Here is a 22950-nt window from a genome sequence, read left to right as displayed (position 1 = left end):
GGCTTTACGGATTCGTGCCGCAGCCGTCGTCGCGCAGCCACGCTCCGGCAATAGGAAGCCGAAGCTTATGGCACTCCTCCGACACTTGCACTCTGCCGACCGGAACACAAGGGGCCTTCGCCGAGCCTGTTCCCGGCCGCTATCGGACATACGATCCGCTATTTGGCCGATTCGCACGGAAATGGACTTTTATCGGACATGAGATCCGTTATTTGCCCGGAAAAGGGCGATTTAGGTGCTGGAAGAAGGAAATAGCGGAACGTATGTCCGATAATTCCGAAAATCGCTCCAAAACTTCGAAATAGCGGAACGTATGTCCGATAGATTCGGCGCCAAGGGTGGAGAAGCGCCCGAGATCTCGGAAAGCAGCCGATTCAACGAATATTTGCGGCCGCCCTCTGTACCGGGTGTCCCTGAATAGATAATCTTATACTTACGGGGGATGAGAACATGAAGAAACGGATGGGAATCATGGCCCTGCTCCTGCTGGCGGGAGCTGTAGCCGGCTGCTCCGGCGGCAATAGCAATAATAGCGGCGGCAATGCCGCAGCGGGCAATACCGGAGCGGCGGCCAACGCCGGAACGCCGAAGGCGGACGAGAAGCCGGTCAATCTGGTCTGGTACACAATCGGCACGCCGCCGAAGGATCTGGCCGCCGTCAACGATGAAATCAACAAGTATATCAAAGACAAGATCAACGCCACCGTCGAGATGAAGATGCTGGACTGGGGCGATTATTCCCAAAAGATGCAGATTACGATCAACTCCGGCGAAAATTATGACATCGCTTTCACCAGCTCATGGGCCAACGATTATTTCGCCAACGCCAAAAAAGGCGCCTTCTACGAGCTGGACGGCCTGCTCGACAAGCAGGGCGCAGGCATCAAGCAGGCGCTGAACCCGGCCTTCCTCGAAGGCACCAAGGTGAACGGCCACAACTACGGCGTGCCGACGAACAAGGAGCTGCCGCAGCAGCGCGTATTCCGCTTCAACAAGACGTATGTCGACAAGCTGGGACTGGACATCAGCAGCGTGCGCACGATCGACGACCTGGAGCCGCTGCTCAAAACGTTCAAGGAAAAAGAACCGGGCATCGCTCCGATTCCGGCCAAAATCGCGGAGTTCCTGCCTTTCGACCTTCCCGTCAACGATCTGCCGTTCATCGGCGTGCCGCTGAAAACGACGGATTACAAGCTGATCAACGTCTGGGATACGCCGGAAGCGATGAGCTATCTCAAAACGATGCACAAATACTATGAAGCCGGCTACCTGCCGCGCGACGTAGCGACGCAGAAGGATGCAGGCGATTACTTCAAGACGGGCAAATGGCTCGTGGACGTCGCCGACGCCCAGCCATACGCCGACAACCTGTGGTCCGCCGACGCCGGCTACGAAGTCGTTTCGAAGCCGATGCAGGACCCGATTACGTTCAACTGGTCGGTAGCAGGTTCCCTGCAGGCCATCAATGCCAAGTCCAAGCATCCCGAGAAAGCGATGGAGTTCCTGAACCTGCTGTATACGGATGCGAATCTGATCAACCTCGTCGACTTCGGCATCGAAGGCAAGCACTACAAGAAAACGGGCGAAAAGGTGAAGGAGACGATTCCGGACAGCGGCTACGGCTTCCCGGCGTTCTCCGTCGGCAACATGATGCTGACGTACCTGAATCCGACCGATCCGGCCGACAAATGGGAAAAGTTCAAGGAATTCAACGAGTCCGCGACGAACGCTCCGCTGCTCGGCTTCCAGCTCGATACGAGCAGCATCACGACCGAGCTTGCGAACTTGAAGAACACGAAGGAAGCCGTCTACAACGGCCTGTTCTCGGGGACGCTTGATCCGGAGAAGAATATCGCCCAGATCAACCAGAAGCTGAAAGACAACGGCCTCGATAAAGTGATGGCCGAGGTCCAGAAGCAGATCGACGCCTGGAAAGCGTCCAAGTAAGTCCCCTTTATATTCGAAGAGGCGCCACGAAGCTCAAAGGCAGCCATCTCGTAAATGCCAGGAAAGCGTCCAAATAACCTTGCGTAATAAATAAACAGGCGTCCTGAAGCCAAGCTGGCTCGGGGACGCCTGTTTTTTGTCTTCCCAATATTCGCGGCAGAGGTTATAGGGGAGTTACTAGAGAATTCGAGCGGCCGTCGAGGCCGGGTCCGAGGAGCAGGCTGAGCAGCAGGAACCCGAGATTTAAGAGAAAAGGCTGAGCAGCAGCAAGCTTAGCAAGGTTGGGGGCACAGCAGCCTGCCCAAGTCGGGAAGCCAACTTTTTATTTTTTGCGAGCCTCCGGGAAACCGGAAAAAGACAGCTCCCGAAGATGCTAGAGGCTGTCTTTTTTTTGTATGAATCCCTCAAATCCTTAACTCCTCAATTCCTGTTCTTGGTCCTCAGTCTTACCGTCCTTGACTCTCATTCCTACTGTCATTGACTCTCATTCCTGCCATTTTTGACTCTCATTCCTACTGTCATTGACTCTCAGTCCTGCCATTCTTGACTCTCATTCCTACTGTCATTGACTCTCAGTCCTGCCGTCCTCCACTCTCAGTCCTGCCGTCCTTGAACTCCTCCGTCTCCCCGCTCTGAACCCGCCAGTCCACGAGAACCAGAGCGTTAACGATCAGCACATAGACGGGGTATGCGAACATCGCCCCCAGAAGCATCAGCCCGATGGCGGGGTTGGGCTTGTCTCCCGGATCCGCAATCGGGAAGAAAGAGGCGAACACATAGAAAAACAACGCCGAATAGGGAAGCCACAAAAGCGCGGATATATAGCGGCTGCGCTTTTTCCCGAATTTCCTCCTCGTCCAGACATAAGCGAGCACGGTCACGGCAAGCCAGAGGGCCGCAGGAAAGCCTTCTGTGATAAGACTCATCTGCGACCGGCTCCAGCCGGTGAGCCGTTCGATCCGATAGTAGTTGGCGCCAAGCTCGAAATAGATCGTGAACGGCAGCGCATAAAGCGCGCTGGCCAGGTTGAGCCTCAGGAAGCCCAGAGTGAATTTCTTCATGGCGTTCTCTTCTTTCTCCCTTATATTCCCTGTCAGCATTGACGATTGGGGGGGGGGGGGAAGACGATCGGCCAAGCTTTCTCAAAAACGAGAGGCTTCTGCTGCAGGACGCTTTTGCAGTCCGGGCAGATACAGGAGCAGAAAGACCGATCGCGCGGCGGCGAAGACGGTGAAGGCCGCCCATAAGCCGTCATTTCCCCAGGCAGGCAAGAAGAGAAGGGCGCCGGCTGCAAATGCGGCCAAGGAGAGCAGCATGGAGTTTCGGATCGGACCCGTCTCCGTCAAGCCGGTAAAGACGCCGTAGAAGGTAATTCCCGCTCCCGCTGCGGCGGGAAACAGCGTCAGCCAGCCGCTATAGGCGAGCGCGCTGCGGATTACCTCGGGGCTGCTGGCGAAGAGAGGAATGAGCGCATCCTTGAAAGCCTGGTAGAGCAGCGTCATCAGCAGCGCCGCCGCAGCTGTCCAGAACCAGGTGAGCCGAATCGTGCGGCGCAGCAGCGCGGCGTTGCCGGACCCTTTGGCTTGGCCGGCATACAGGCTCCCGGCGTTCCCGATTCCGTCATAGAGATAGGCCATGAAATAATGGATCTGAAGCAGGATGGCGTTCGCGGCCAGAAATGTCGTGCCTAGAGATGCGCTCGCCGCCGTGAAGCCGTTGATCATTCCGAGCAGGCACAAGGTTCGGATGAACAGATCGGCGTTGGCCCGGAACATCCCCGCCCATCCGCCTGCTCCAAGGGCCGCCGCCGCGCCCGGCAGGCTAAGCCGGAAATGGGGAGAACGCAGCACAAAGGCCAGGCCGAGCAGCAGGGAGCCGCTCTCCGCGATCAGGAGGGCCCAGGCCGCGCCGGCCGCTCCCCAGGACAGCGTCTGCACGAACAGCAGGGCCAGCACGAGATTGAGCATGTTGGCGCCGATTTGGAGGATCAGCGTTTGGCGGATATGAGCCATTCCGAGCAGCCAGCCCAGAATCGCGTAATTGGCGAGCGTCACGGGAGCGCCCCAGACGCGGATGCCGTAGTATTGCCAGGCGAAGCGGGCGACGTCGGGATCGGGCTTGTACAGTGCGATAAAGCCGGAGAAGATCGGCTTTTGCAGCAGGATGAAAGCGAGGCCGAGCAGCAGGGAGACCGCCAGCGGGCGGATGAGCTGGGCGGAAGCCTGCTCCATGTCGCTGCTTCCCCGGGCTTGCGCCGCAAACCCCGAGGTGCTGACCCTCAGGAAGCCGAACAGCCAGTAGAGGGTGTTGAACAAAACGACCACCAGAGCTGTGCCCCCAAGCACGGCGGGATCCCCGAGGTTCCCGACGACCGCGGTGTCGACCATGCCCAGAAGAGGCGTTGACAGCGTTGCGGCCGTGAGCGGGAGGACGAGCCGCAAGTAAGCGCGGTGTCCGGGAAGGGAAGAAGGGTCGTTCATTCCTGAAAGACCTCCAGCAGCAGCTTCGTGTAGTCGTGGCGGACGTCGTCGAACAGCTCCTTGTTGCGGAACCGGTCGACGATATGCCCGTTTCGCATGACCATCGTCTCGTCGCTCATGAAGTGGACGGCCGCCAGATCATGGGAGATGAACAGGCAGGACAGCGACAGCTCCTTCCGCAAGTCCTTGAGCAGATCCAGAACGGCCGCCTGGGTGGTCATGTCGAGGCTGGCCGTCGGCTCGTCCAGCACGAGGAAGGCCGGAGCCGAGCTGATCGCTCTGGCGATGGCGATCCGCTGCTTCTGCCCGCCGCTCAGCTCATGGGGATAGCTGCCCATGGTCGAGGCAGGCAGGCGCACCAGCTCAAGAAGCGCTGCGGCGGCTGCCTCCCTTCCCGGCGGTACGCCGTCCAGGATTGCAGGGCGGAACCCTCTCCGCTGGTCAAGCGGCTCCAGGAGGGAGTCGATGATGCGCAGGCGCGGATTGAGAGAAGCGGCGGGATTCTGGAAGACGGCTCCCATCTGCGGCCGGACTTGCCTGAGCTTGGCTCTGGAGGCTTTGGCAAGCGGCTCGCCCCGAAACGCAATTTCGCCTTCATCCCAACCGCTCAAGGTGAGCAGGCAGCGTGCCAGCGTGCTTTTGCCGCTGCCGCTTTCGCCGACGATGCCGAGGCATTCGCCTTTCTTCAGCTCGAAGCTGACGTCATGCAGCACCGCTTTGCCGCCGTAATTTTTGCGGACGTTCCGGACGGTCAACAGGGGGGCATTATCGTGGATGGTCAAGAGGATCTTCTCCTTCCAGGCCGGCGGAGGCGGCCAGCCGCTCCGGCATCTCGCGCCGCAGCGGGGGAATGGAAGCGATCAGCCGCCGGGAATAAGGATGGGCGGGATGCTCCAGCACCTGGCGGGCGGACCCGGTCTCCACGATGCTTCCCGTCCTCATGACCGCGATCCGGTCCGCATGCCTTCGGGCATGCCTCAAGTCATGGGTGATCCAAATAATCGAGATGCCGAAGCGGGATTTGGCGGCGTCGAGCAGTCCCAGCACTTTGCGCGAGGAGAGGCTGTCCAGCGCTGTTGTAGGCTCATCTGCAATCAGCAGCTTAGGACGCAGCAGCAGGGCGGCGGCGATGGCGGCGCGCTGGAGCTGGCCGCCGCTCAGCTGGTAAGGATAGCTGCCGAACACCCGCTCTGCAGGGAGGCCCGCCTGCTCCAGCTCCTCCAGGCATCGCTGCCTGCGGTCGCGGGCAGCAAGGGATAAATGGGCTTCGAGCAGCTCCGTCAGCTGGGACCCGATCGTCAGGAACGGGGTGAATGTATTCCGGTAATCCTGGAACACGTAGCTGATTTCGCTGCCGAGCAGCCGGCGCCGAGACTTGGCGTCCAGGCCGAGCAGCTCAAGCCCGTTCCAGAGAATCGATCCGCTGCATGACAGCGGCCGGGGCAGCAAGCCTCCGATGGCGGCTGCGGTCAGCGACTTGCCGCTGCCGCTTTCCCCGGCGAGCCCGAGCCATTCCCCGTCCTGCAGCTCGAGGCTCAGCGAGCGGACCAGCTCCTGGCTTCCGCTGCGGATGGAAAGCTTCGATATCGCGAGCATTATTCCGCTCCTCCTTTGAGCTTGACGTCGTACCGGTCGCGCAGCCGGTTGCCCGCGAAGCCGGCGAGCAGCACGGCGGCCATGACGGCCAGGCCGGGTGCGAGCATCAGATGGGGCGCCGCATGGAAATAGGCGCGCCCTTCGCTCAGCATGGAGCCCCATTCCGGCGCCGGCGGCTGGGAGCCGAGGCCGAGGTAGGACAAGGAGGCCATCAGCAGGATGATTTTGCCGAGATCCGCGGCCGCGAGCGCAGCGACATGGCCCATTGCATGCGGAAGGATATGCTTGAGAACCAAACGGACCGGCGAGAGGCCGCTGAGCAGAGCCATGGCGGCGTAGTCCTTTTCTTTTTCTGCCAGCGCCACGCTGCGTGCGAGACGGGCATAGCGTACCCATTTCACAGCGATGACGGCTATGAGCATGGACATGAGCCCGGGTCCCAGAAGCGCGCTCAGAATGATGGCGGACAGGTAATCGGGAAACGTCATGAAGCCGTCGATGATCGGCTTGAAGATGCTGTCCGTACGGCCGCCCTTCATCCCGGACAGCAGTCCGAGGGGCACGCCTATGGCGATGGAGACGAGCAGGACGGCCAGGCCGATCCCGATGGTGGGACGGGCCCCGGCGATGATTCTCGCCAGCAGGTCGCGTCCCAGATGGTCCGTGCCGAGCCAGTGCTCCGTTCCCGGCGGCAGCAGGCGTTCTCCCATGGAGATCTCATACGGATTCCAGGGAGTGGGAGAAGGAATCGAGAATAGGGCGACAGCCGCTGCGGCAGCAATCAGCATGCCGGCGTTTCGCATGGTTGTGTTCATGAATGGCGAAGCTCCTTTCGTGCCAGTTCGGGATTGGCAAGCCGGCAAGCCGCCTCCGTCGAACGGTTGACGAGAAGGATGAACAAGGCGGCGAACAGCACATAGCCCATGATGACGGGATAGTCGCGGGCAGACACCGCATCGACGATCCATTTGCCGATGCCCGGGTAATTGAACAAGGTTTCAATGACGACCGTTCCTCCGAGCAGGCTGGCCAGGCTTTCGCCGAGCAGCGTCAGCAGAGGGACGAGGCTGTGCCGCAGCTGATGCCGGACAAAGATGCGGAAAGGATGAATGCCGCGAGCCCGCGCCGACAGGATGAACTCCTGGCTCCCGCTTTCGATCAGGCTGGAGCGGATCAGGCCGACGTAGAGGGCTGCCATGGACAGGCCCAGCGTTGTGGAAGGCAGGATGAGAGAGGCGATTCCCTCGCTGCCCATCGGGGGAAGCAGCTGAAGGCGAACCGCGAACAGATCGATCAGCAGCAGTCCGAGCCAGAAGCTGGGCATGGAAGAAACGGCTGCCGACATGTAGCGGCTCATCCGATCCGGCCATCGGTTCCGATGCCTGGCGGCGAGCGCTCCAAGCGGCAGGGAGACGAGCAGCATGACGAGCAGCGAACCGGCTGCAAGCGCCAGCGTGTTCGGGAGCTTCTCGGCGAATTCGGCCGCGACCGGCCGTCCGCTCAAGTAGGAGGAGCCTAAGTCCAGCTTAAGAAGCTGGGACAGCCAAATGCCGTACTGGCGGTACAGCGGCAGATCGAGTCCGAGCTCCTTACGGATTCCTCCCATCTGGTCCTGGGTCGCCGCCATCTCGTCCACCCGCAGGATGCCCCGGACGGGATCTCCCGGCACAAGCTTCAGCAGGCAAAAGCTCAGGAAGGTGAGGCCGAGCAGGAATACAAGCAGGCGCAAAACTTTTCTGGCGATGGACGCAGCCATGTCAGCTCGCGACGTCCAGGTCTTTGGTGAGCAGATAATACTCGCTCATCGTCGTTTTCCAGCCTAGGACCTTGCCGCTGTAGACGACAACGATATTGGGATGGACGATGAACGAGTTCAACGTCTCGCTGTCCGCGATAGCCATCGCCTGGCGGCTGCGCTCGAGCCGCTCCGCGGCGTCTACGGTCTCATTGAGGGTGCCGATCGCTGCCTGCAGGCCGGGATGATCGATATGGCTGTAATTCAGAGCGCCTTCCGGCAAATACCCGCTGTTCAGGAAGTAGGAGGCTTCGCCTCGCGGCGCCGTGACGAGGCTGTAGGTAGCCAGGTCCCAGTCGTCGTTGGCGGAGAGATATTCATCCATGTTCTCCGCCTGGCGTATTTCCAGCTTGATGCCGAGCTCGCCTGCATGGGCTTGGACAAGCTGGGCGATCAGCGGCAGCTCGGCTCGGGAGGAGTAGGTGAGAAGGCGGAAGGAGAGAGGTTTGCCTTGATCGGACACCTTGCCCCCCCCGACGGTAAAACCTGCTTCCCGGAATGCCTCGCGAGCCAGATCGAGGCTAAACGCCTTGGGCCTGTAAGCGGGAGAGAATGGCGCTTCGGCCGGGAAGGCGCCGGCAGCCGGCGTAGCCTGGCCGGCCATGATGTCCTTGGTGATCGTCTCGCGGTCGATGAGATGATCGAACGCTCTGCGCACCTGCTCCTGCGCCAGATGTCGGTTGCGCATGTTGTACATCAGGAGGTGGGTTCTCAAGCCGGACCGGGATTCCACCGTGAGGGAAGGGTCGCTTTGAAGCTGGGCGAAGCTCTCCAGCGGCGGACGGAAGACGATATCGGCGCTCCCGGCCTTGATCGCCATCAGCCTCGCGTTGGCGTCCGAATTGAAGAGAATCTCGGCATGCTCAAGCTTGACCGGACCGCCCCAATAGCCGGTGTTCCGGTCGACCTTGAGGCTGCTGCCGGAACGGAAGTCGGCAAGCTTGAAGGGACCGGTTCCGACCGGGTTCGAATCCGTGGAGGAGGGAGCGACGATGGCGGTGTTGGGGTGCACAAAGCTGGAGGGAAGCTCCAGGTTGGGGGTTTCCGTCACCAGCTTCAGCAGCTGGCCGTCGGCATGGATTTCGCGAAGGCTAAGCGTGTTCCGGACAGCCGGATTCAGCTCCTGGGCCCGCAGAAGGGAAAGCTTGACCGCTTCCGCGTCGAGCGGCTGTCCATCGTGGAAGGCCGCTCCCTCCCGGATATGGAATGTCCAGTGCCGGCCGTCCTTGCTGCTCCAGTCATCCGCCAGGCCGGGCTGCAGGCCGAGCTCGTCGCTGATGACGACCAGCGTTTCGGCGATGCCGGCTCTCACGGCGATGTAAGTCGTATCGGTATGAGGGTCGATAGCATGGCTCTGGATATTAAAGAGAAGGCGGAGGCTCTTGCCGAGGGCTTGTACCCGTTCGGAGCCGCCTGTCCCGGCTTCCTTGGCATCGGAGCAGGCGGCAAGCAGCAGGAGGAAAAGGATAAGAGACGGAAAGAGAAAAATCTTTTTGAGCATAAAACAGGCATCCCCTTGCAGATAATCGTATTTTTTACTATTAAGAATCGCGATGGTTCTCATTATAGGGAGAGCGGCACCCGCTGTAAACCTTTTTTTAGCGATATCAACTATCCTTTATACATCGGAGATTTAATTTGGCAACTGGCCGCGCGGAAGATCGGCGGTTACGGTAGAAGAGGAAGGGCAGAGCTCTTCCGCCGCGCTTCAAGCATCTGTAAGCGGTATCACGAATTGATGAAGATCAGCGGCAAATCCATTCAAAGGAGGAAGATTGATGATGAACAAGCGCATGTTGAACTGGCTGGTGATGGCGGCGCTGCTGCTGAGCCTGACGGCTGCAGCGGCAAGCGTGCCGGCGAGGGCTGCCGCCGCCGCGGGCGGCGAGTCTGTCATCTATGGCGGAGGACCGTTCTACAGCGGCGGAACCGCGACGATGAACGACCTCAAGGCATCCGGCTTCACGACCGTCATGCTGTGGACGATCCACGTCAACGCGAACGGCGACCTCGTCTACAACGATCAGCTGGTGGCATCCGGCGGATCGTACGTAGGCAAGGCTTCCTGGCCGTCCGAGCTGGCCTCGCTCAAGCGGGGGACGACGGGAGTGAAGCGGATCGAGCTGAGCGTCGGCTCCGCGGCTGTGAACGACTTCCACAACATCCAGAGCCTCATCGCCTCCCAGGGAACAGGAAGCGGCAGCATTCTGTACCGCAACTTCGCCGCGCTGATGCAAGCGACGGGCGCGGATGCGGTCAGCTTCGACGACGAGGATCTGTACGATTCGGGCACGACCGTTTCCTTCGGCAAGATGCTGACCGGATTGGGCGTCGGCATCACGCTCTGTCCCTACAACAACCAGACCTACTGGAAGAACGTCAAAACCGGAATCGGCGCCAAGGTCGACCGCATCTATCTGCAGGTATACGACGGGGGAGCCGGCAACAGCCCCGCTGCCTGGAGCAGCGCGCTCGGATTGACCGTCATGCCCGGCCTCGACAGCAAGACGCCTTCCTATGGCAATACGCCGGCGCAGGTGCAGAGCCGAATGGCGGGCTGGAAGAGCAGCGCCGGCATTGCGGGCGGATTCATGTGGCTCTACGACGATATTCTCAAATACTCGCAGTACGGCTCCGCGGCGGATTATGCGGGCGCGATCAACAGCGCCGTAGGCGGCTCCGCTGGCAACGGCTCGCTGACGGCCGGCGGCACCGCTTCGGCCAGCCAAGGCGGCAGCCCGTCCGGCGAGGACGTGTCCAAGGCGTTCGACGGGGCGAGCGGCACCAAGTGGCTGATCTTCGCCGGCAGCGGCTGGCTCCAGTATCAATTCGGCGGAGGCAATGCCTATGCCGCCCGCCAGTACAGCCTCACCTCGGCCAACGATTTTCCGGCCCGGGATCCGAAGAGCTGGAGTCTCCAAGGCTCGAACGACGGCAGCAGCTGGACGACGCTCGATACGCGCAGCGGGGAGACGTTCGCCTCCCGCTTCCAGACGAAAACCTATGCAATCTCCAATACGTCCGCCTTCAAGTATTACCGGCTGAACGTGACCGCCAACAACGGCGGCGCGGAGCTGCAGCTGGCGGAGCTCGGATTGTACGCCTGATTGTACCTGAACGGGGATGAGAGCGGCGGATGATGGTAGTATTTTGTAAATTCTCCTGATATAGTGGTTCTATCAGACTATAGGGGGAATACCTTCATGCCTGCATCCCGCACCATGAAATGGCTGACGGGGGCCATGGAACTGGTCCTCGGCATTCCGCTTGTCGGAGCCTTCATCGTGATCGGCTTCGGTTATGTGCCTTTATTCGTCATGCTTATTCTGCATATCATTACCTTCGCCTTGTCCAAGAGCAATGGCGAATCGAGCAGCAGCTCCATTCTCGGCATCATCACTTCGCTGATCGCCTGGATTCCGTTTGTCGGCATGTTCATGCATCTGGCGACCGCCATAACGCTGTTCGTCAGCGCGTCCAGGACATTCGTTCCGAATCCGCCCTCGCATCCTCCCGTACCGCCGCCGCCGAGCAGCTTCTAGGCGGAGCGGCTCGGCAAGAAACTCCCTTCGGCCGAAGGGAGTTTCTTTTGTTTAAAGCAGCGTCTTTAGAAGCCGGATGGCGGCATCCGTTGATTAGGATGCATGCCTGGAAATCGGAGTTAACGCGGCGGCGGCTTAGCATTTCAGCCTCCCGGAACTACCATCGCTACCATAGAGGGGGGGATGAACGATGAAGCCGATCAGCAGCCGGTTTTCCATAGTAGAGGCAGCCGCCGACGAGGGCCTCTTCAGCTTCCACGACCACGAATCCGGCCTGCGAGATCGGCTGTGGCATCGAGGACGCGCTGTAGGCCGAGCTGCGGGCGGCGGCCCAGGCTGCCTTGAAGGGTCGCCTTGCGGCGGTGACCATCGAGGGTTTGCAGGCCAGCATTCTGGACGGGTCTGGTTGACGGCTGTTTCAGCGTATAGAGGATAAAAAGAAAAACGGTTCCCAAGCTGCGGAAGGCAAAAGGTACGGTCAGTGGAATGATAATGGGCGCATGCTAGATGATGAAGATGCGCTAGAATATTGGCTCTGGGCGCGCTGTTTACAAAAAAAACCGGCAGAGCGGCTTCGCTCGTGCCGGACGCATCCCTATTTAAGGTTGATTACTCTACCTGTAATAACGCCTTTTTCGTCTCTGGCAAATTGAAGCGCCATGTAATTGCCGTTCGCCTCGCTGAATTGTACGGCGTCCGAATAGCCCGTTTGGCCTTCAGTAAACAGCATGTCCACAGATAATGCAGACTTCCAGCCGTCATATTCATAGATCGCTCTGCCTAAGTCGTCATAAGTCACTTCTTTGACGGATTCGGGTATGATCTCGCCATCGGGTATTTTATTCTTCAACTCATCCATTTTTTTGACCATATCCGCTTCAGCGTCATTGGATGCGGTCTCCGGATTCGCTCCGGTTTTTGGGGATGGTTCGTTCCGCATTTTCTTCAGATAGGCCTCGGCCTTGGCGTGATCGGCCTTGGCTTTGTCCAGAGGCAGGTCAAACAAAATGGAAGTCCCTTTATAATCCGCATTAGGCTTCACTTCGCCTGTGCTTTCGTTATACGCGAACGCTTCGCTGTTATAGAAGCTTTCGCCGCTGCTGACAGCCAAATAGACACCTCTGTCGGCGAACATCTCCAATCCGTCGCATTCAATCAATCTGTACATAATCCCGTCTATAACAGTCTCGCTGTAACCGCCATGCATCGTCATGATATTAACCTGCCATGGCTTCTGGCCTTTAATCAAAGGGGATACGAAGAATGGCACTTTGCCGTATTCCGCGTCGCTTGTAGCCGGCATAGGCTTGCCATCCTGTCTGGTGATGGACAAAACCGCATAGGTTCTGGCCGGATTGACGGTTTGTGCAGAGCTGTTCATCTCTTCGAGCCCCGCTCCCGAGACGATCCCGTGCAAGGTGTAGCTGTAGTCGCCGGAAGCGACCGTTTGATTGATTTCGATGGCATCTTTGCTCTCAAACGCTTTGGCCAAAATATCTTTTCCCAAGTGTTCCGCAACCTGCTTGGGGTTGAAAAATTGAGTAGCGGCAACAGCCGTTATCGACATGACCAGCGTGCATACGGCAACCAGCACGGCTATGGAAATCCTTTTTCTGAATACAGGCATTCTTCTGCTTCTCTCCTTTATCCGGTTCAACATTCTTTCATTCAATTCCTCATCGGGCTCCGCTGTCGAAGCCAAAGCTTCCTTGAACAACCGGTCCCACTTCTCGGACTCATTCAAAGGGACTCAACCTCCAACATTTTTTTTACAGCCTCCCGGGCTCTAGACAGCCTGCTTTTTACCGTACCGGACGGAATTCTGAGCGCCGATGCGACCTCATCAATGGACATTTCCGCTGTATAATGCATATAGAGCGGAATTCTCAACCGATCGTCCAGCCTGTCCGCCGCCGCTTGTATCATCCCGCGAAGCTCCTGCGACAGGACAGCATCTTCAGGCGTCTCATTGCTGTAGGGCCAAGAGTGCTTGTCCACAGCCTCATTGAGCTCCGCTATAGGCGCAATTCTCTGCCTTCGAGCCCATTTCCGCCGGTTGTTTTTACGCAATCCAACCGCAATAGAAATCAGAAATCCCTTTGGATTTTGGCTTGCGTCCAATTTGTGGCGCACTTCAATCGCCTTCAGGAACGTTTCCTGATAGAGATCATCCGTGTCTGCCTTATTTCCCGCAAGCTTGTAGCAAAATCCGTATATCGCTTTGCCATGCAGCTGTACAAGATTACCCAGTGCTTCAATATCCAAGTAGCTGCTCCCTTCTGAATGGCCATTCACATCTATATGGTCCTAACAATGAGGCGGGTTCATTATTTATTGCCGACTCATTGAATTTCCACTTTAATCCATGATCATGCACGGGAGAAGCGCCTCCCGCTATCCTTCTGAAAAGTGCTTGCAGGCAAGAAATAATTTCCAAGCCTCTCCGAGCTGGGACAGGTCCCCGATTTCCGTTTAATATTCTTTATCGGCATCCAGGCTCGGCCACTATCGGAGGCGAATAAACGATGGAACAGAAACGAATCGCGGAAAAGGCATGGGACGAAAGACTGCGGCGCGGGATGGTGGATTTCTTCAACTGCCTGCTGTCCGGCAGCTTCGACAACGGCGCCGTGGAGGACGCTGAGGATGCGGCGCGCCTCGCACGGGAACTGCTCGACAGGACCGGGGCCGTGCGCTGGCGGCAGGCGATTCTGGGAGGCTTTCTGACCGAATGCAGCCAGCTGATCCTGCTGCCCGGCGCCACGGAGGATGGGCTGGAGAGAATCGCTTATGAGGTGAGCGGGATGCGGCTTGAGAATCTCAGCCTGCTTGCTCCCCATACGACACAGGGAAACCGCGCCGAGGCGTTCGTGAACGGGCCGGACAGCCTGGAGATGATTCTGGAGGAAATCGCGGGAGCGAAGCGCTACATCCATTTCTCCGTCATGCTCTTCTTCAACGACAAGTCCGGCAATCGGGTAGCTGCCGCTCTGGAGGCGGCTTTGAAACGCGGCGTTCAGGTGCGTCTCATGGTCGATGCGACGCTGAGCGCGTTGGGCTACGACCATAACCTGGAATATGGCCGCTTCCCGCTCCTCAAGGAAAGGCTGGAGGCGGCTGGCGCGCAAGTCGTCAACACATTTGAGAGCTGCTGTCCCAAGGAGGCGTGGCCGGCGAAGCGCAGGGAGCTGGCGGAGAGGGGCGTGCCGGACAGCAGCCTGTATGTCCATGATTTCGCCCAAGCCCAGGCAGAGACGGGGCTCAACATCATCAACCACCGGAAATTCATCGTGCTGGACGGTCATACGCTTATACTCGGCAGCCTCAACGTAGGCGACCAGTACTTGGGCGACACGCCGATCATCGCAGAGGGGAATGTCATTGCCGGCGGCCGTCGGATGGGAATTCCGGGCAGCCCGAAGGAATGGCATGACGGCTGCTTCCGGATCCGGGGAGAGGCGGCATATTCCGCGAACCGGATTTTCGCCGCTCAATGGGGCGTAGCGACAGGGGATTCGTTCGATCCCGGGGATGAATTCTATTGCCCCTCCTCGGCGAACAGACGATATGGAGACGAGGAATGCACGCTGGTCGCCAGCTTTGCCGGCAATCCCGCGAACCTGATCCAACGGTATCATCTTGACCTGCTGAAGCATGCCGGGGACGAGACGGTCATCGTGAATCCTTACCTCATCGACGACGAGTTCTGGAAGGCGCTGCAGAGTCTGGATGAGGAGAGGGCGGCGCATATAGCCATCTGCAACCCGCTCCATGTCAACGATCATCCCACCAATCTCGCTGCCGTCCGAGGCCATATGCGCCTCCCTTTCGAGAAGGGCGTTTCCTTTTACGATTACAGCGGAACGGAACGGTTTTCCCATTGGAAAGTCGCTTACGACCGCAGGTCGGATGCGGTGTTTCACGGCTCCTACAACTTGAACGAGCGCAGCGCCTGCCATGACTTCGAGCTTGGCGTCCTGGTGAGAGGCGGCGCCTTCGCAAAGACGGTCAGAGAGATGATCGGCTACGATCTCGGCGTATCCCGCAAGGTCGAGGATGCCGGGGAGTTTTTCAAGCACCCGGCTCTCCATCCCAGCACCTACCTCAACAAACTCACGAGCAAGTTCGCTTGAACAGTTCATCCGTATTGAAGCCTCCGCTTCGGGCCACATCCTGAAGGAGGCTTTTTTATCGTTCCTGTCCTCGTGGGGAGCTCACCATCAGCTCTTGACGAAGGTAATAAATTCGACTACTATCTAATTAGATTATGATTAAATTACAGGAAAGGAGCTGGTCTTCATGCAGCTGGAGAAAGTGGTCGCTTACCACAAGGCTCTGGCCGATCCGACGCGCATCCGGATGCTGATCCTGCTGGCCGAGGGCGAGCTGAACGGGCAGGCGCTCGCCGAGAAGCTGTCGCTGACGCCGGCGACGATCACCCATCATGCGGCCAAGCTGCGCGAGGCAAGCCTGATCAACGAGCGGCGCGACAAGAACACGATTTATTTTACGCTCAACGACTACTTCATCCGCAGCGGAGCGCAGGGAGCCGCGAGCTTGATTTACCGCCGGACGGCGGACAGCCGGGAGGAGAATCCGATGATGGACGAACGAGCGGAGAAATTCCGCAGCGGGGTGCTGAAGAACTTCTTTGACAAGGACGGCAGGCTGAAGAGCATCCCGGCCCAATTGAAGAAGAAGCTGATCGTGCTGGAGCATCTGGCGGACCGGCTGGAGGCGGGGCGCAGCTACGAGGAGAAGGAGATCAATGCCTTCATCAAGGAGGTTCACGACGACTTCGCCACGATCCGGCGGGAGTTCATCATGCATCAATTCCTGTTCAGGGAAAAGGAAATCTACGAGCGGAATCCGGTCGAGATGTGGCCCAGGTGGGAGGCCTTGTCCTGAGCTTTTCCCCGTTCCATCCTTCCTTCAAGGCTTCGGACAAAACGTCCGAAGCCTTTTTCGGTTCTCCTTCCTTGGCTGGAAAAGGGTACATACCCCGGAATCGGCTGGATATACTACCGGTACTTGCACATTCGGGGAAGGGGAGAAGGGCGATGGGAAGCTGGCAGGGCAAATCCAATCTGTTCAAGCGTACCGCTTCCGTTCCCGTCAAAGACCTGACGCTGAGGAAGTATGAGGGCATGCAGGCATCCGCGAGACTCGACGAGATGCTCCGCATGCTCAAAGAGGTTTTCGGGGATACGGACGATATCGCGATCCGGCAGTTCCGCATTTTCGGAAGCTTCAACGCCGCTGCCGTCTTCCTGGAGCCGATGGTCGACCAGGACCGGATCAACCGGGACATCCTGCAGCCTTTGATGACGGCATTGAAGGATGGGCAAGCGGAACAGCTGCATGCGAGCCGGATCGCCGATTACGCGCTCCATGATTGTCTGCATGCGGCGGATGCAAGCGCCGAGATTTCGATCGTCCCGATGCTTCTCGCGGTCACCTCGGGAGAAACGCTCATCTGTATCGACGGGAGCCACAAGGCGCTGATCGTCAACACCCGCGACATCAAGAAACGGGCGATCGAGCAGCCCCAGACCGAGCAGGTCATACGCGGTCCGCGCGAAGGCTTCATCGAGTCGCTCGATACGAACATCGCGCTCGTGCGATCCCGCCTCTCGACGACCGACCTCAAGGTGAAGATGGCTCCGATCGGCAGGCGCGGGAATACGAATGTCGCCGTCTGTTATTTGTCGAGCATCGCGGATCCCGCTATCGTCGAGCGCGTGCTGGGCCGGCTGGCCAAAATCGATACGGACGCCATCCTGGACGCCGGTTATATCGAGCAGTTCATCGAGGATCAGCCGTTCTCCCCGTTTCCGCAAATCCAGAACACGGAAAGGCCGGACAAAACCGCGGCGGCGCTGCTGGAAGGGCGGATCGCCATCCTGAGCAACGGCTCTCCGTTCGCGCTCATCGTGCCTTGCTTTTTCAGCCAGTTCTATCAGACGCTGGACGATTATACGGAGCGGTTCCTCATCGGCAGCCTCATCCGGATGATCCGGCTGGTGGCGCTTGTCACCTCCCTCATTTTCCCGGCTCTTTATGTATCGCTGATCTCCTTCAACCCGGAGCTGATTCCGACCGACTTCGCCGTGGCGGTGGCGGGAGGCAGAGCCGGCGTTCCTTTCCCGACGGTGATTGAGGTGCTCATGATCGAAATATCGATGGAGATTCTCCGGGAAGCGACCATCCGCCTTCCCCAGGTGATCGGCGGCGCGCTCAGCATCGTCGGCGTGCTCATCATCGGACAGGCGGCCGTCTCGGCCGGCTTCTCCAGCCCGATCACCGTCGTCATCGTCGCCTTTACGACGATCGGCTCGTTCGCAACGCCCGCTTACAATGCGGCGATCGCCTTGCGGATGCTGAGGTTTCCGCTCATTATTCTGGCCGGCTCGTTCGGCTTGTTCGGCGTGCTGATCGGACTGCTCTTCATCGCGAACCATCTGCTCGCCATGGAATCGTTCGGCGTCCCCTATATGGCACCGTTCGTGCCTGGCAATTGGCAGGGCTTCAAGGATCTGCTCCTGCGCGGCCCTATCTGGTGGATGAGGAAGCGTCCTTCGCATCTGCACACGCTCGATGCCAACCGGCTGCCGCCCGATGCTGCGGACGCGCCGATGCGGAGAACGCTGCAGTATGCCGGCGAGGAGGATACCCGGGCCCATGAGTGATACGCTGTCGATCTCTTCCATTCGAATGGCCGCGCTCGTGACGAGCGCCAATGTCGGCATCGGCGTCCTGACCTTGCCGCGATTCGCCGCCGTAGGGGCCGAAAGCGGAGCTCCGCTGTTGACCGCAGCAGGAATTCTCTGCGGCACCATGTCTCTGCTGCTGCTGGCCTATCTCTGCAGCCGGCATCCCGGAGAGAACCTGATCTTTTTCAGCGAGAAGCTGGTCGGCGCTCCGGTCGCGCGAGTCATGAACGGGCTGCTGATCCTGTATTTCCTGCTCGTGTCCGGCATATCGCTGCGGCAGTTCGGGGAAGTCGTCGTGCTTGTCCTGCTCCAGAAGACGCCCATGCAGATCGTCGAATGCATGCTTTTGCTCGTCGTGGCCTTGTCGGCCCGGCGGGACCTGATCAAGTTTTCGTTCGTCCATTCCTTCTACCTGCCGTTCATTCTGCTGCCGGGCCTCTTCATCGTGCTGATCGCGACCCGCAGCATCGATCCGAACAATCTGCTGCCGCTGATCGGCAACCATCGCGGAGACTGGCCGAACGAATCGGTGAAGATCGCCTCCTTGTCGCAAATGTCCTTTGTGTTCTGCCTGCTCGTGCCGCTCATGAAATTCCCCAAGCGGGCGGCATCGTCCGTCGCGATCGGCGCCGCGGTCGGCGGCTCGCTTTATCTGCTGGTCGTCCTGACGACGGTGGGCATGTTCGGAGCCGAGGAGACGAAGATTCTGACCTATCCGACGCTGGAGACGGCGCGCAGCGCGTCGATGGGCGTCGGACAGCGGCTGGATGCGCTGTTCCTGATCATCTGGGTCATCTCGATCTATACGACCATCTATGCGACCTATTACTTCTCCGTCCATGCCAGCCGCGATCTGTTCCGCCTCGAAGACCATCGCATGCTCGCTTCCTTCTATATGCCGGCCGTGTACGCCGTGTCGATGATTCCGCCCAACATCCATGTTCTATACTCCTTGTGGGACTTGTCCGGGCGCTACGGATTTTTGCTGACGGCAGCGTATCCCTTGCTGCTGCTGGTCATGTCGTTCATCCGGTCGGGAAGGAGGCGGGCCCATGCCTAGCTGGAGGCGCATGCCGGCCTTGGCGCTGGCGGCGGCGATCGCTTTGCCCCTATTGAGCGGCTGCTGGGACCGGCAGGAGCTGGAGGATCGCGCTCTTATTCTCGGCATGGCGATCGATGAGGTGAATGAGGCTGCAGCCGGCGACCACGAGCATACGACTCATCTGCATGAGCCCAAATCGTTGCGGAACCACCGGATTCTGGTGACGGCCCAGATCGCCATTCCCGGCAGGGTGCCGCTCGGTCCGGGAGAGAGCGGCGGCGGCAAGCAGGGAGGGCTGCCCGTATGGGTCGTGAAGGTGACGGGTTATTCCATCGACGATGCGCTCAACAACCTGCAGCAGGAAATCGCCGATCCGCGCAGCCTGATCCATCTGCGGATCATCGTCGTCAGCGAGAAGATCGCCCGCAGAGGGATGGAAGACATCAACGACTACTTCCGCCGCAACTCGGAGGTGAGGCGCTCCACCTGGATCGTCGTCTCGGATATCGAGGCGAACAAGCTGATGAACGTGGCGCCGCCGCTTGAGCGGGTCCCTACCCTCTATTTGCTGTCCATGATTGAAAAGTCGGTGGAGATGGGCAAATTCCCTCCCCAGTACTCCGGCAACTTCTGGAGCGCCGAATCGCGCCTCGGACAGGACGAGTTCCTTCCTTACGTATCCATTCGCCAGAAGGAGAACATCCTGCTCAAGGGGATGGCGCTGTTCCGCGGGGGCAAAATGGTCGGCCATTCGGAGCCGATCGAAATCGGCAGCTACATGGCCATCAAGGGGCTCAATCCGGGAGGCTATTCCATCCTCGGGGATGTGCCGGGCATAGGCGCAATCATGCTCAAAAGCAACCGCCGCATCGCCCAGACGAAGGTATCCATCCGGAACGGCAAGCCTCACGCGCATATCGTCGTCCATCTGGACACCAGCATCGAGGAGAAGATCGACGGCGAATCCGAGCGTTATACGGCGGAGGATTTCGACCTGATCCGCAACCACATGGGGAAGGAGGTTTCCTACTTCCTGCTGGAGTTCATTCGCAAAACCCAGCGTTACCGGAGCGATCCGTTCGGCTTCGGGGAAATGTTCCGCGCCCGGGAGCCCGCGTACTGGAACAGCGTCATCAAATCCAAGGAGGATTGGGAGCGGGAGTACGCAGGCATGACATTCGAGCTGGAATGCAAGGTCGCGATCCGCAGGGAAGGGCTGAAGCTCAATTGATTCCGCGCAAGGAGGCTTGGACCGAATGCTCGATTACAACTACAGCCTCGTCGTGTTCGTCATCCTGAGCCTGTTATGCGGCCTGTTCATGCTTACGGCGGATTTGCGGATGTACGAATGGCTGGGCAAAAAGAAGGAAGGCGGCTGGACAAAAGGGCTGGCTTGGATTCAACTCGGCTTTGCCGCGGCCGGAGCGGCCGTCCTGGCGCTGTACCAGCTTCTGTTGTGAGCCTCGGGACAGCGGCCTGAATTCGGTGCCTTTGGGGAGTCGAAGGAATCATGACGCCCGGCTTTCTGGATGAATGGAATGCATCTCAGGCGGGAGGCGGCTCTCCCGAATAGGGAGGATGCTTTTGGCTCATCTTAACCAAGCCTGAATTACACATGGAGGAGGAAATAACCTTGAACAATCAGCCCTACCAGCCTCAGTTCCAGCCCATGAGCCAGCCTGGACAGCCGTCGCAGCAGCATTCGTTCGCGCAGCCGTACCAGCCGCAGCAAGGCTATCAGCCGCATGCGCAGCAAGGCTATCAGCCGCATGCGCAGCAAGGATTTCAGCCGCAGCAGTCCCAGACCGCTGCGCCTTCAGTCCCTCAGCAGCAGATGAATTTGAACCATGGCGGACATGAGTTTTTCGACATGCATGAAATTTTGTCCGGCATGATCAACGTCCTCGACCAGTTCATGATTTTCCGCGGCTTCGTCAAGGATCAGGAGCTGCTCGGCATTTTGGACCGCCAGTACAATTTCATCCTCTCCCAGTACAACCTGACGGCCGAATGCTTCGCGACGGGTCAGAAGCCGCATCAGGAAACAGGCACGTACATGATGCAGCTGCAGCCGACGAACGTAACCTTCGGCATCAAGCCTTCCCAGCCGAAGAAGCCGAACCAGTCGCTCGCGGACGTCAAGGATGCCGGCATCAGCGGCCACATGCTCGGCCTGATCAAGTCAACCGGGTCCTTGCTGGCCATGGCCTCTCCGGAGATTACGAATCCGGTCGTGCGCCGCGTCGTCGCTTCCCAGATCCAGAACTATGTAGAGATGGCCTTCGAGATTTTCCTCTTCCAGAACAAGCATGCCTATTATCAGGTGCCGCAGCTGAAGCAGAACGACATGCAGTCGATGCTCGGCTCCTACGTTCCGGCTCCCGGCCAGCCTCAGATGCCGGCTCCGAATTCCTTCAGCCGCTACCAGTAGCTCATTCCCGGAAAAGGAAGACGGCTCATGCGATGTCGCATGAGCCGTCTTGCCGTTGGTTCGGAGAGGGATCGGACGTTGAGGGCTCCGGATGCCGGCTTCAACGGCCGGCGAACAGGCTGCCCGAAGCATTCATTCCGTATACGCCGACCAGCAGAAGGATGATGACGCATGCGGCTGCGGCCGCAAGCAGCAAATAGAAAGGCTTGATTTCGTTCATGGCTTCGGTTCCTTTCGGTCCGCTCAGCGGACGGGAGGATTCCCGGTAGACTCCCGGATGAGCAGCTTGGTATGGAGCAGCGTCTCGGCGTACGGCATGCCGGGATCCTCCAGTCTGGCCAGCAGCCGCTCGACCGCGCACCTGGCGTAGAGCGGAAGATCGACATCAACCGTCGTGATGGGCGGCGTCGCCAGCCGGGACAGATAGCCGTTGTCGAAGCTGACGACGGAGGCGTCCTCGGGCACGCGCCGCCCGAGCTGCTGCAGCGCCGAGCTGACCATGAAGCCGTACCCGTCGTTGACGCAGAACCAGGCGGTAGGCCCGCCGCTCAGCCCTTCCAGCCGCTTGCGGATCTCGTCGCTGTCCTCGGCCGCATCGGTCAGCAGCCAGGCCTCCTTCAGCTGCAGGCCGAGCTCAAAGGCTGCAAGCCTCATCCCTTCCAGCCGCTCGTAATAGCTCGGAGAGAAGGAGATGTTCCCGACATAACCGATGTCGCGATGTCCGAGTCCGTACAGATGCCGGACGGCTTCGTAGGCGCTGAACCGGTTGTTGGTCAGGATGCAGTCCGCCTGCAGATCGGGATGATGGTGGTCGATCAGGACGGCGGGAATGTCCGTATCCAGCACGGCCTGGATATAGGGAGTCGTAATATGGGACAGGATGAGCACGCCGTCCACGGCCCGCTGCTGAATGAACGGCGGGAGAGTTAAGGACGCGGCATCGTTCGGGCTGATGGACTGGATGACCAGCTCGCAGCCGATCTTCTTGAGCTCCCGGTCGATGCTCAGGTAGATGTCGCTGAAGAAGCTTTTCATGGAGAAGGCATAGTCGGAAGCGATGAGCGCGATCGTCCGCGGCTTCGCCGCCGGGCCGGCTTCCTCCGTGTTGCCCCTTCGGGTATACGTGTAGCCCATCTCGTCGGCCGTCTTCATGATGAGCCGGCGGGTCTCGTCGCTAACGCCGGGCTTGCCCGTCAAAGCTTGGGAGACCGAGTTCTTGGACAGATTAAGCCTGTCGGCGATGTCCTGCATCGTTATTTTCGATTTCAAAAGGGTCAGCCTCCGTTGTGCTCGCCCTTCGGGCCATATGCCCGACGCGCAGCCGTTCGTCTATCATTGTTTCCGCAGCGGGGCGGGAATGTCAAGCTTCGGCGGGAGGAAAATACATATCGAAACGGATCGCAA

General features: G+C 59.1%; 20 protein-coding genes. 10 read left to right on the top strand and 10 right to left on the bottom strand.

Annotation, left to right across the window (positions count from 1 at the left end; translation table 11 throughout):
- The first annotated feature begins 450 nt into the window (after positions 1-450).
- Positions 451-1947 (top strand): ABC transporter substrate-binding protein, encoded by a 1497-nt coding sequence (locus VE23_RS12205; RefSeq protein ID WP_048746707.1) that lies wholly within the window; start codon positions 451-453, stop codon positions 1945-1947.
- A gap of 572 nt (positions 1948-2519) precedes the next feature.
- On the opposite strand, the gene VE23_RS12200 is transcribed toward VE23_RS12205, so the two are convergent.
- The 7 genes from VE23_RS12200 to VE23_RS12170 form a co-directional block, all read right to left on the bottom strand.
- Positions 2520-3008: a hypothetical protein gene (locus tag VE23_RS12200; RefSeq protein ID WP_049868084.1), complete on the bottom strand. Its 489-nt coding sequence runs from the start codon at positions 3006-3008 to the stop codon at positions 2520-2522.
- Between the two features lie 81 nt (positions 3009-3089).
- Positions 3090-4427 (bottom strand): MATE family efflux transporter, encoded by a 1338-nt coding sequence (locus tag VE23_RS12195; protein ID WP_049868083.1) that lies wholly within the window; start codon positions 4425-4427, stop codon positions 3090-3092.
- Entirely contained in the window at positions 4424-5209 is a 786-nt protein-coding gene (locus VE23_RS12190) for an ABC transporter ATP-binding protein (RefSeq protein WP_232316889.1), read from the bottom strand. Before VE23_RS12190 ends, VE23_RS12195 begins: the two co-directional genes overlap by 4 nt.
- On the bottom strand, positions 5193-6023 hold the full coding sequence (locus VE23_RS12185; protein WP_049868082.1) for an ATP-binding cassette domain-containing protein: 831 nt from the start codon (positions 6021-6023) through the stop codon (positions 5193-5195). The genes VE23_RS12190 and VE23_RS12185 overlap by 17 nt, the downstream gene beginning before the upstream one ends.
- Entirely contained in the window at positions 6023-6838 is an 816-nt protein-coding gene (gene nikC, locus VE23_RS12180) for a nickel transporter permease (protein WP_049868081.1), read from the bottom strand. The genes VE23_RS12185 and nikC overlap by 1 nt, the downstream gene beginning before the upstream one ends.
- Entirely contained in the window at positions 6835-7779 is a 945-nt protein-coding gene (nikB, locus tag VE23_RS12175) for a nickel ABC transporter permease (protein WP_049868079.1), read from the bottom strand. The genes nikC and nikB overlap by 4 nt, the downstream gene beginning before the upstream one ends.
- Position 7780: 1 nt before the next feature.
- Positions 7781-9319: an ABC transporter substrate-binding protein gene (locus VE23_RS12170; RefSeq protein ID WP_049868078.1), complete on the bottom strand. Its 1539-nt coding sequence runs from the start codon at positions 9317-9319 to the stop codon at positions 7781-7783.
- A 277-nt stretch (positions 9320-9596) separates the two neighbouring features.
- Here VE23_RS12170 and VE23_RS12165 point away from each other — a divergent pair, with 277 nt between their 5' ends.
- Both VE23_RS12165 and VE23_RS12160 read left to right on the top strand, forming a co-directional pair.
- Positions 9597-10925: a discoidin domain-containing protein gene (locus VE23_RS12165; RefSeq protein WP_069202468.1), complete on the top strand. Its 1329-nt coding sequence runs from the start codon at positions 9597-9599 to the stop codon at positions 10923-10925.
- Between the two features lie 96 nt (positions 10926-11021).
- Entirely contained in the window at positions 11022-11360 is a 339-nt protein-coding gene (locus VE23_RS12160) for a hypothetical protein (RefSeq protein ID WP_048747231.1), read from the top strand.
- 595 nt (positions 11361-11955) lie between these two features.
- Here VE23_RS12160 and VE23_RS12155 read toward each other — a convergent pair.
- The gene (locus VE23_RS12155; RefSeq protein ID WP_049868077.1) at positions 11956-13104 is read right to left on the bottom strand and encodes a DUF4179 domain-containing protein; all 1149 of its coding nucleotides are present in this window, start codon (positions 13102-13104) and stop codon (positions 11956-11958) included.
- The gene (locus VE23_RS12150; protein WP_048747229.1) at positions 13101-13625 is read right to left on the bottom strand and encodes an RNA polymerase sigma factor; all 525 of its coding nucleotides are present in this window, start codon (positions 13623-13625) and stop codon (positions 13101-13103) included. Before VE23_RS12150 ends, VE23_RS12155 begins: the two co-directional genes overlap by 4 nt.
- A gap of 260 nt (positions 13626-13885) precedes the next feature.
- Between VE23_RS12150 and VE23_RS12145 the strand changes: the two genes are divergently transcribed.
- The 7 genes from VE23_RS12145 to VE23_RS12115 all read left to right on the top strand — a co-directional run bounded on the left by VE23_RS12145 (position 13886) and on the right by VE23_RS12115 (position 21546).
- Positions 13886-15493 (top strand): phospholipase D-like domain-containing protein, encoded by a 1608-nt coding sequence (locus VE23_RS12145; protein WP_049868076.1) that lies wholly within the window; start codon positions 13886-13888, stop codon positions 15491-15493.
- 166 nt (positions 15494-15659) lie between these two features.
- Complete coding sequence (locus VE23_RS12140; protein WP_048747226.1) at positions 15660-16268, top strand: DUF2087 domain-containing protein; 609 nt, start codon at positions 15660-15662, stop codon at positions 16266-16268.
- Between the two features lie 152 nt (positions 16269-16420).
- The gene (locus tag VE23_RS12135) at positions 16421-18049 is read left to right on the top strand and encodes a spore germination protein (RefSeq protein ID WP_069202467.1); all 1629 of its coding nucleotides are present in this window, start codon (positions 16421-16423) and stop codon (positions 18047-18049) included.
- Positions 18042-19133, top strand: a complete 1092-nt coding sequence (locus VE23_RS12130) for a GerAB/ArcD/ProY family transporter (RefSeq protein WP_048747224.1) — start codon at positions 18042-18044, stop codon at positions 19131-19133. The genes VE23_RS12135 and VE23_RS12130 overlap by 8 nt, the downstream gene beginning before the upstream one ends.
- Positions 19126-20346: a Ger(x)C family spore germination protein gene (locus tag VE23_RS12125; RefSeq protein WP_048747222.1), complete on the top strand. Its 1221-nt coding sequence runs from the start codon at positions 19126-19128 to the stop codon at positions 20344-20346. Before VE23_RS12130 ends, VE23_RS12125 begins: the two co-directional genes overlap by 8 nt.
- Positions 20347-20371: 25 nt before the next feature.
- Positions 20372-20575, top strand: coding sequence for a CLC_0170 family protein (locus VE23_RS12120; protein WP_049868075.1), 204 nt, complete (start codon positions 20372-20374; stop codon positions 20573-20575).
- Between the two features lie 374 nt (positions 20576-20949).
- Positions 20950-21546 (top strand): spore coat protein, encoded by a 597-nt coding sequence (locus VE23_RS12115; protein WP_048747251.1) that lies wholly within the window; start codon positions 20950-20952, stop codon positions 21544-21546.
- A 243-nt stretch (positions 21547-21789) separates the two neighbouring features.
- Here the strand turns inward: VE23_RS12115 and VE23_RS12110 are convergent, their stop codons facing one another.
- A complete protein-coding gene (locus tag VE23_RS12110; RefSeq protein WP_049868074.1) occupies positions 21790-22815 on the bottom strand; it encodes a LacI family DNA-binding transcriptional regulator in 1026 nt (341 codons plus the stop codon).
- Positions 22816-22950 lie beyond the last annotated feature (135 nt).

The sequence above is a fragment of the Paenibacillus sp. D9 genome (assembly GCF_001188365.1).
GTDB lineage: Bacteria > Bacillota > Bacilli > Paenibacillales > Paenibacillaceae > Paenibacillus_O > Paenibacillus_O humicus.
This window is presented reverse-complemented; position numbering and strand designations above follow the sequence as displayed.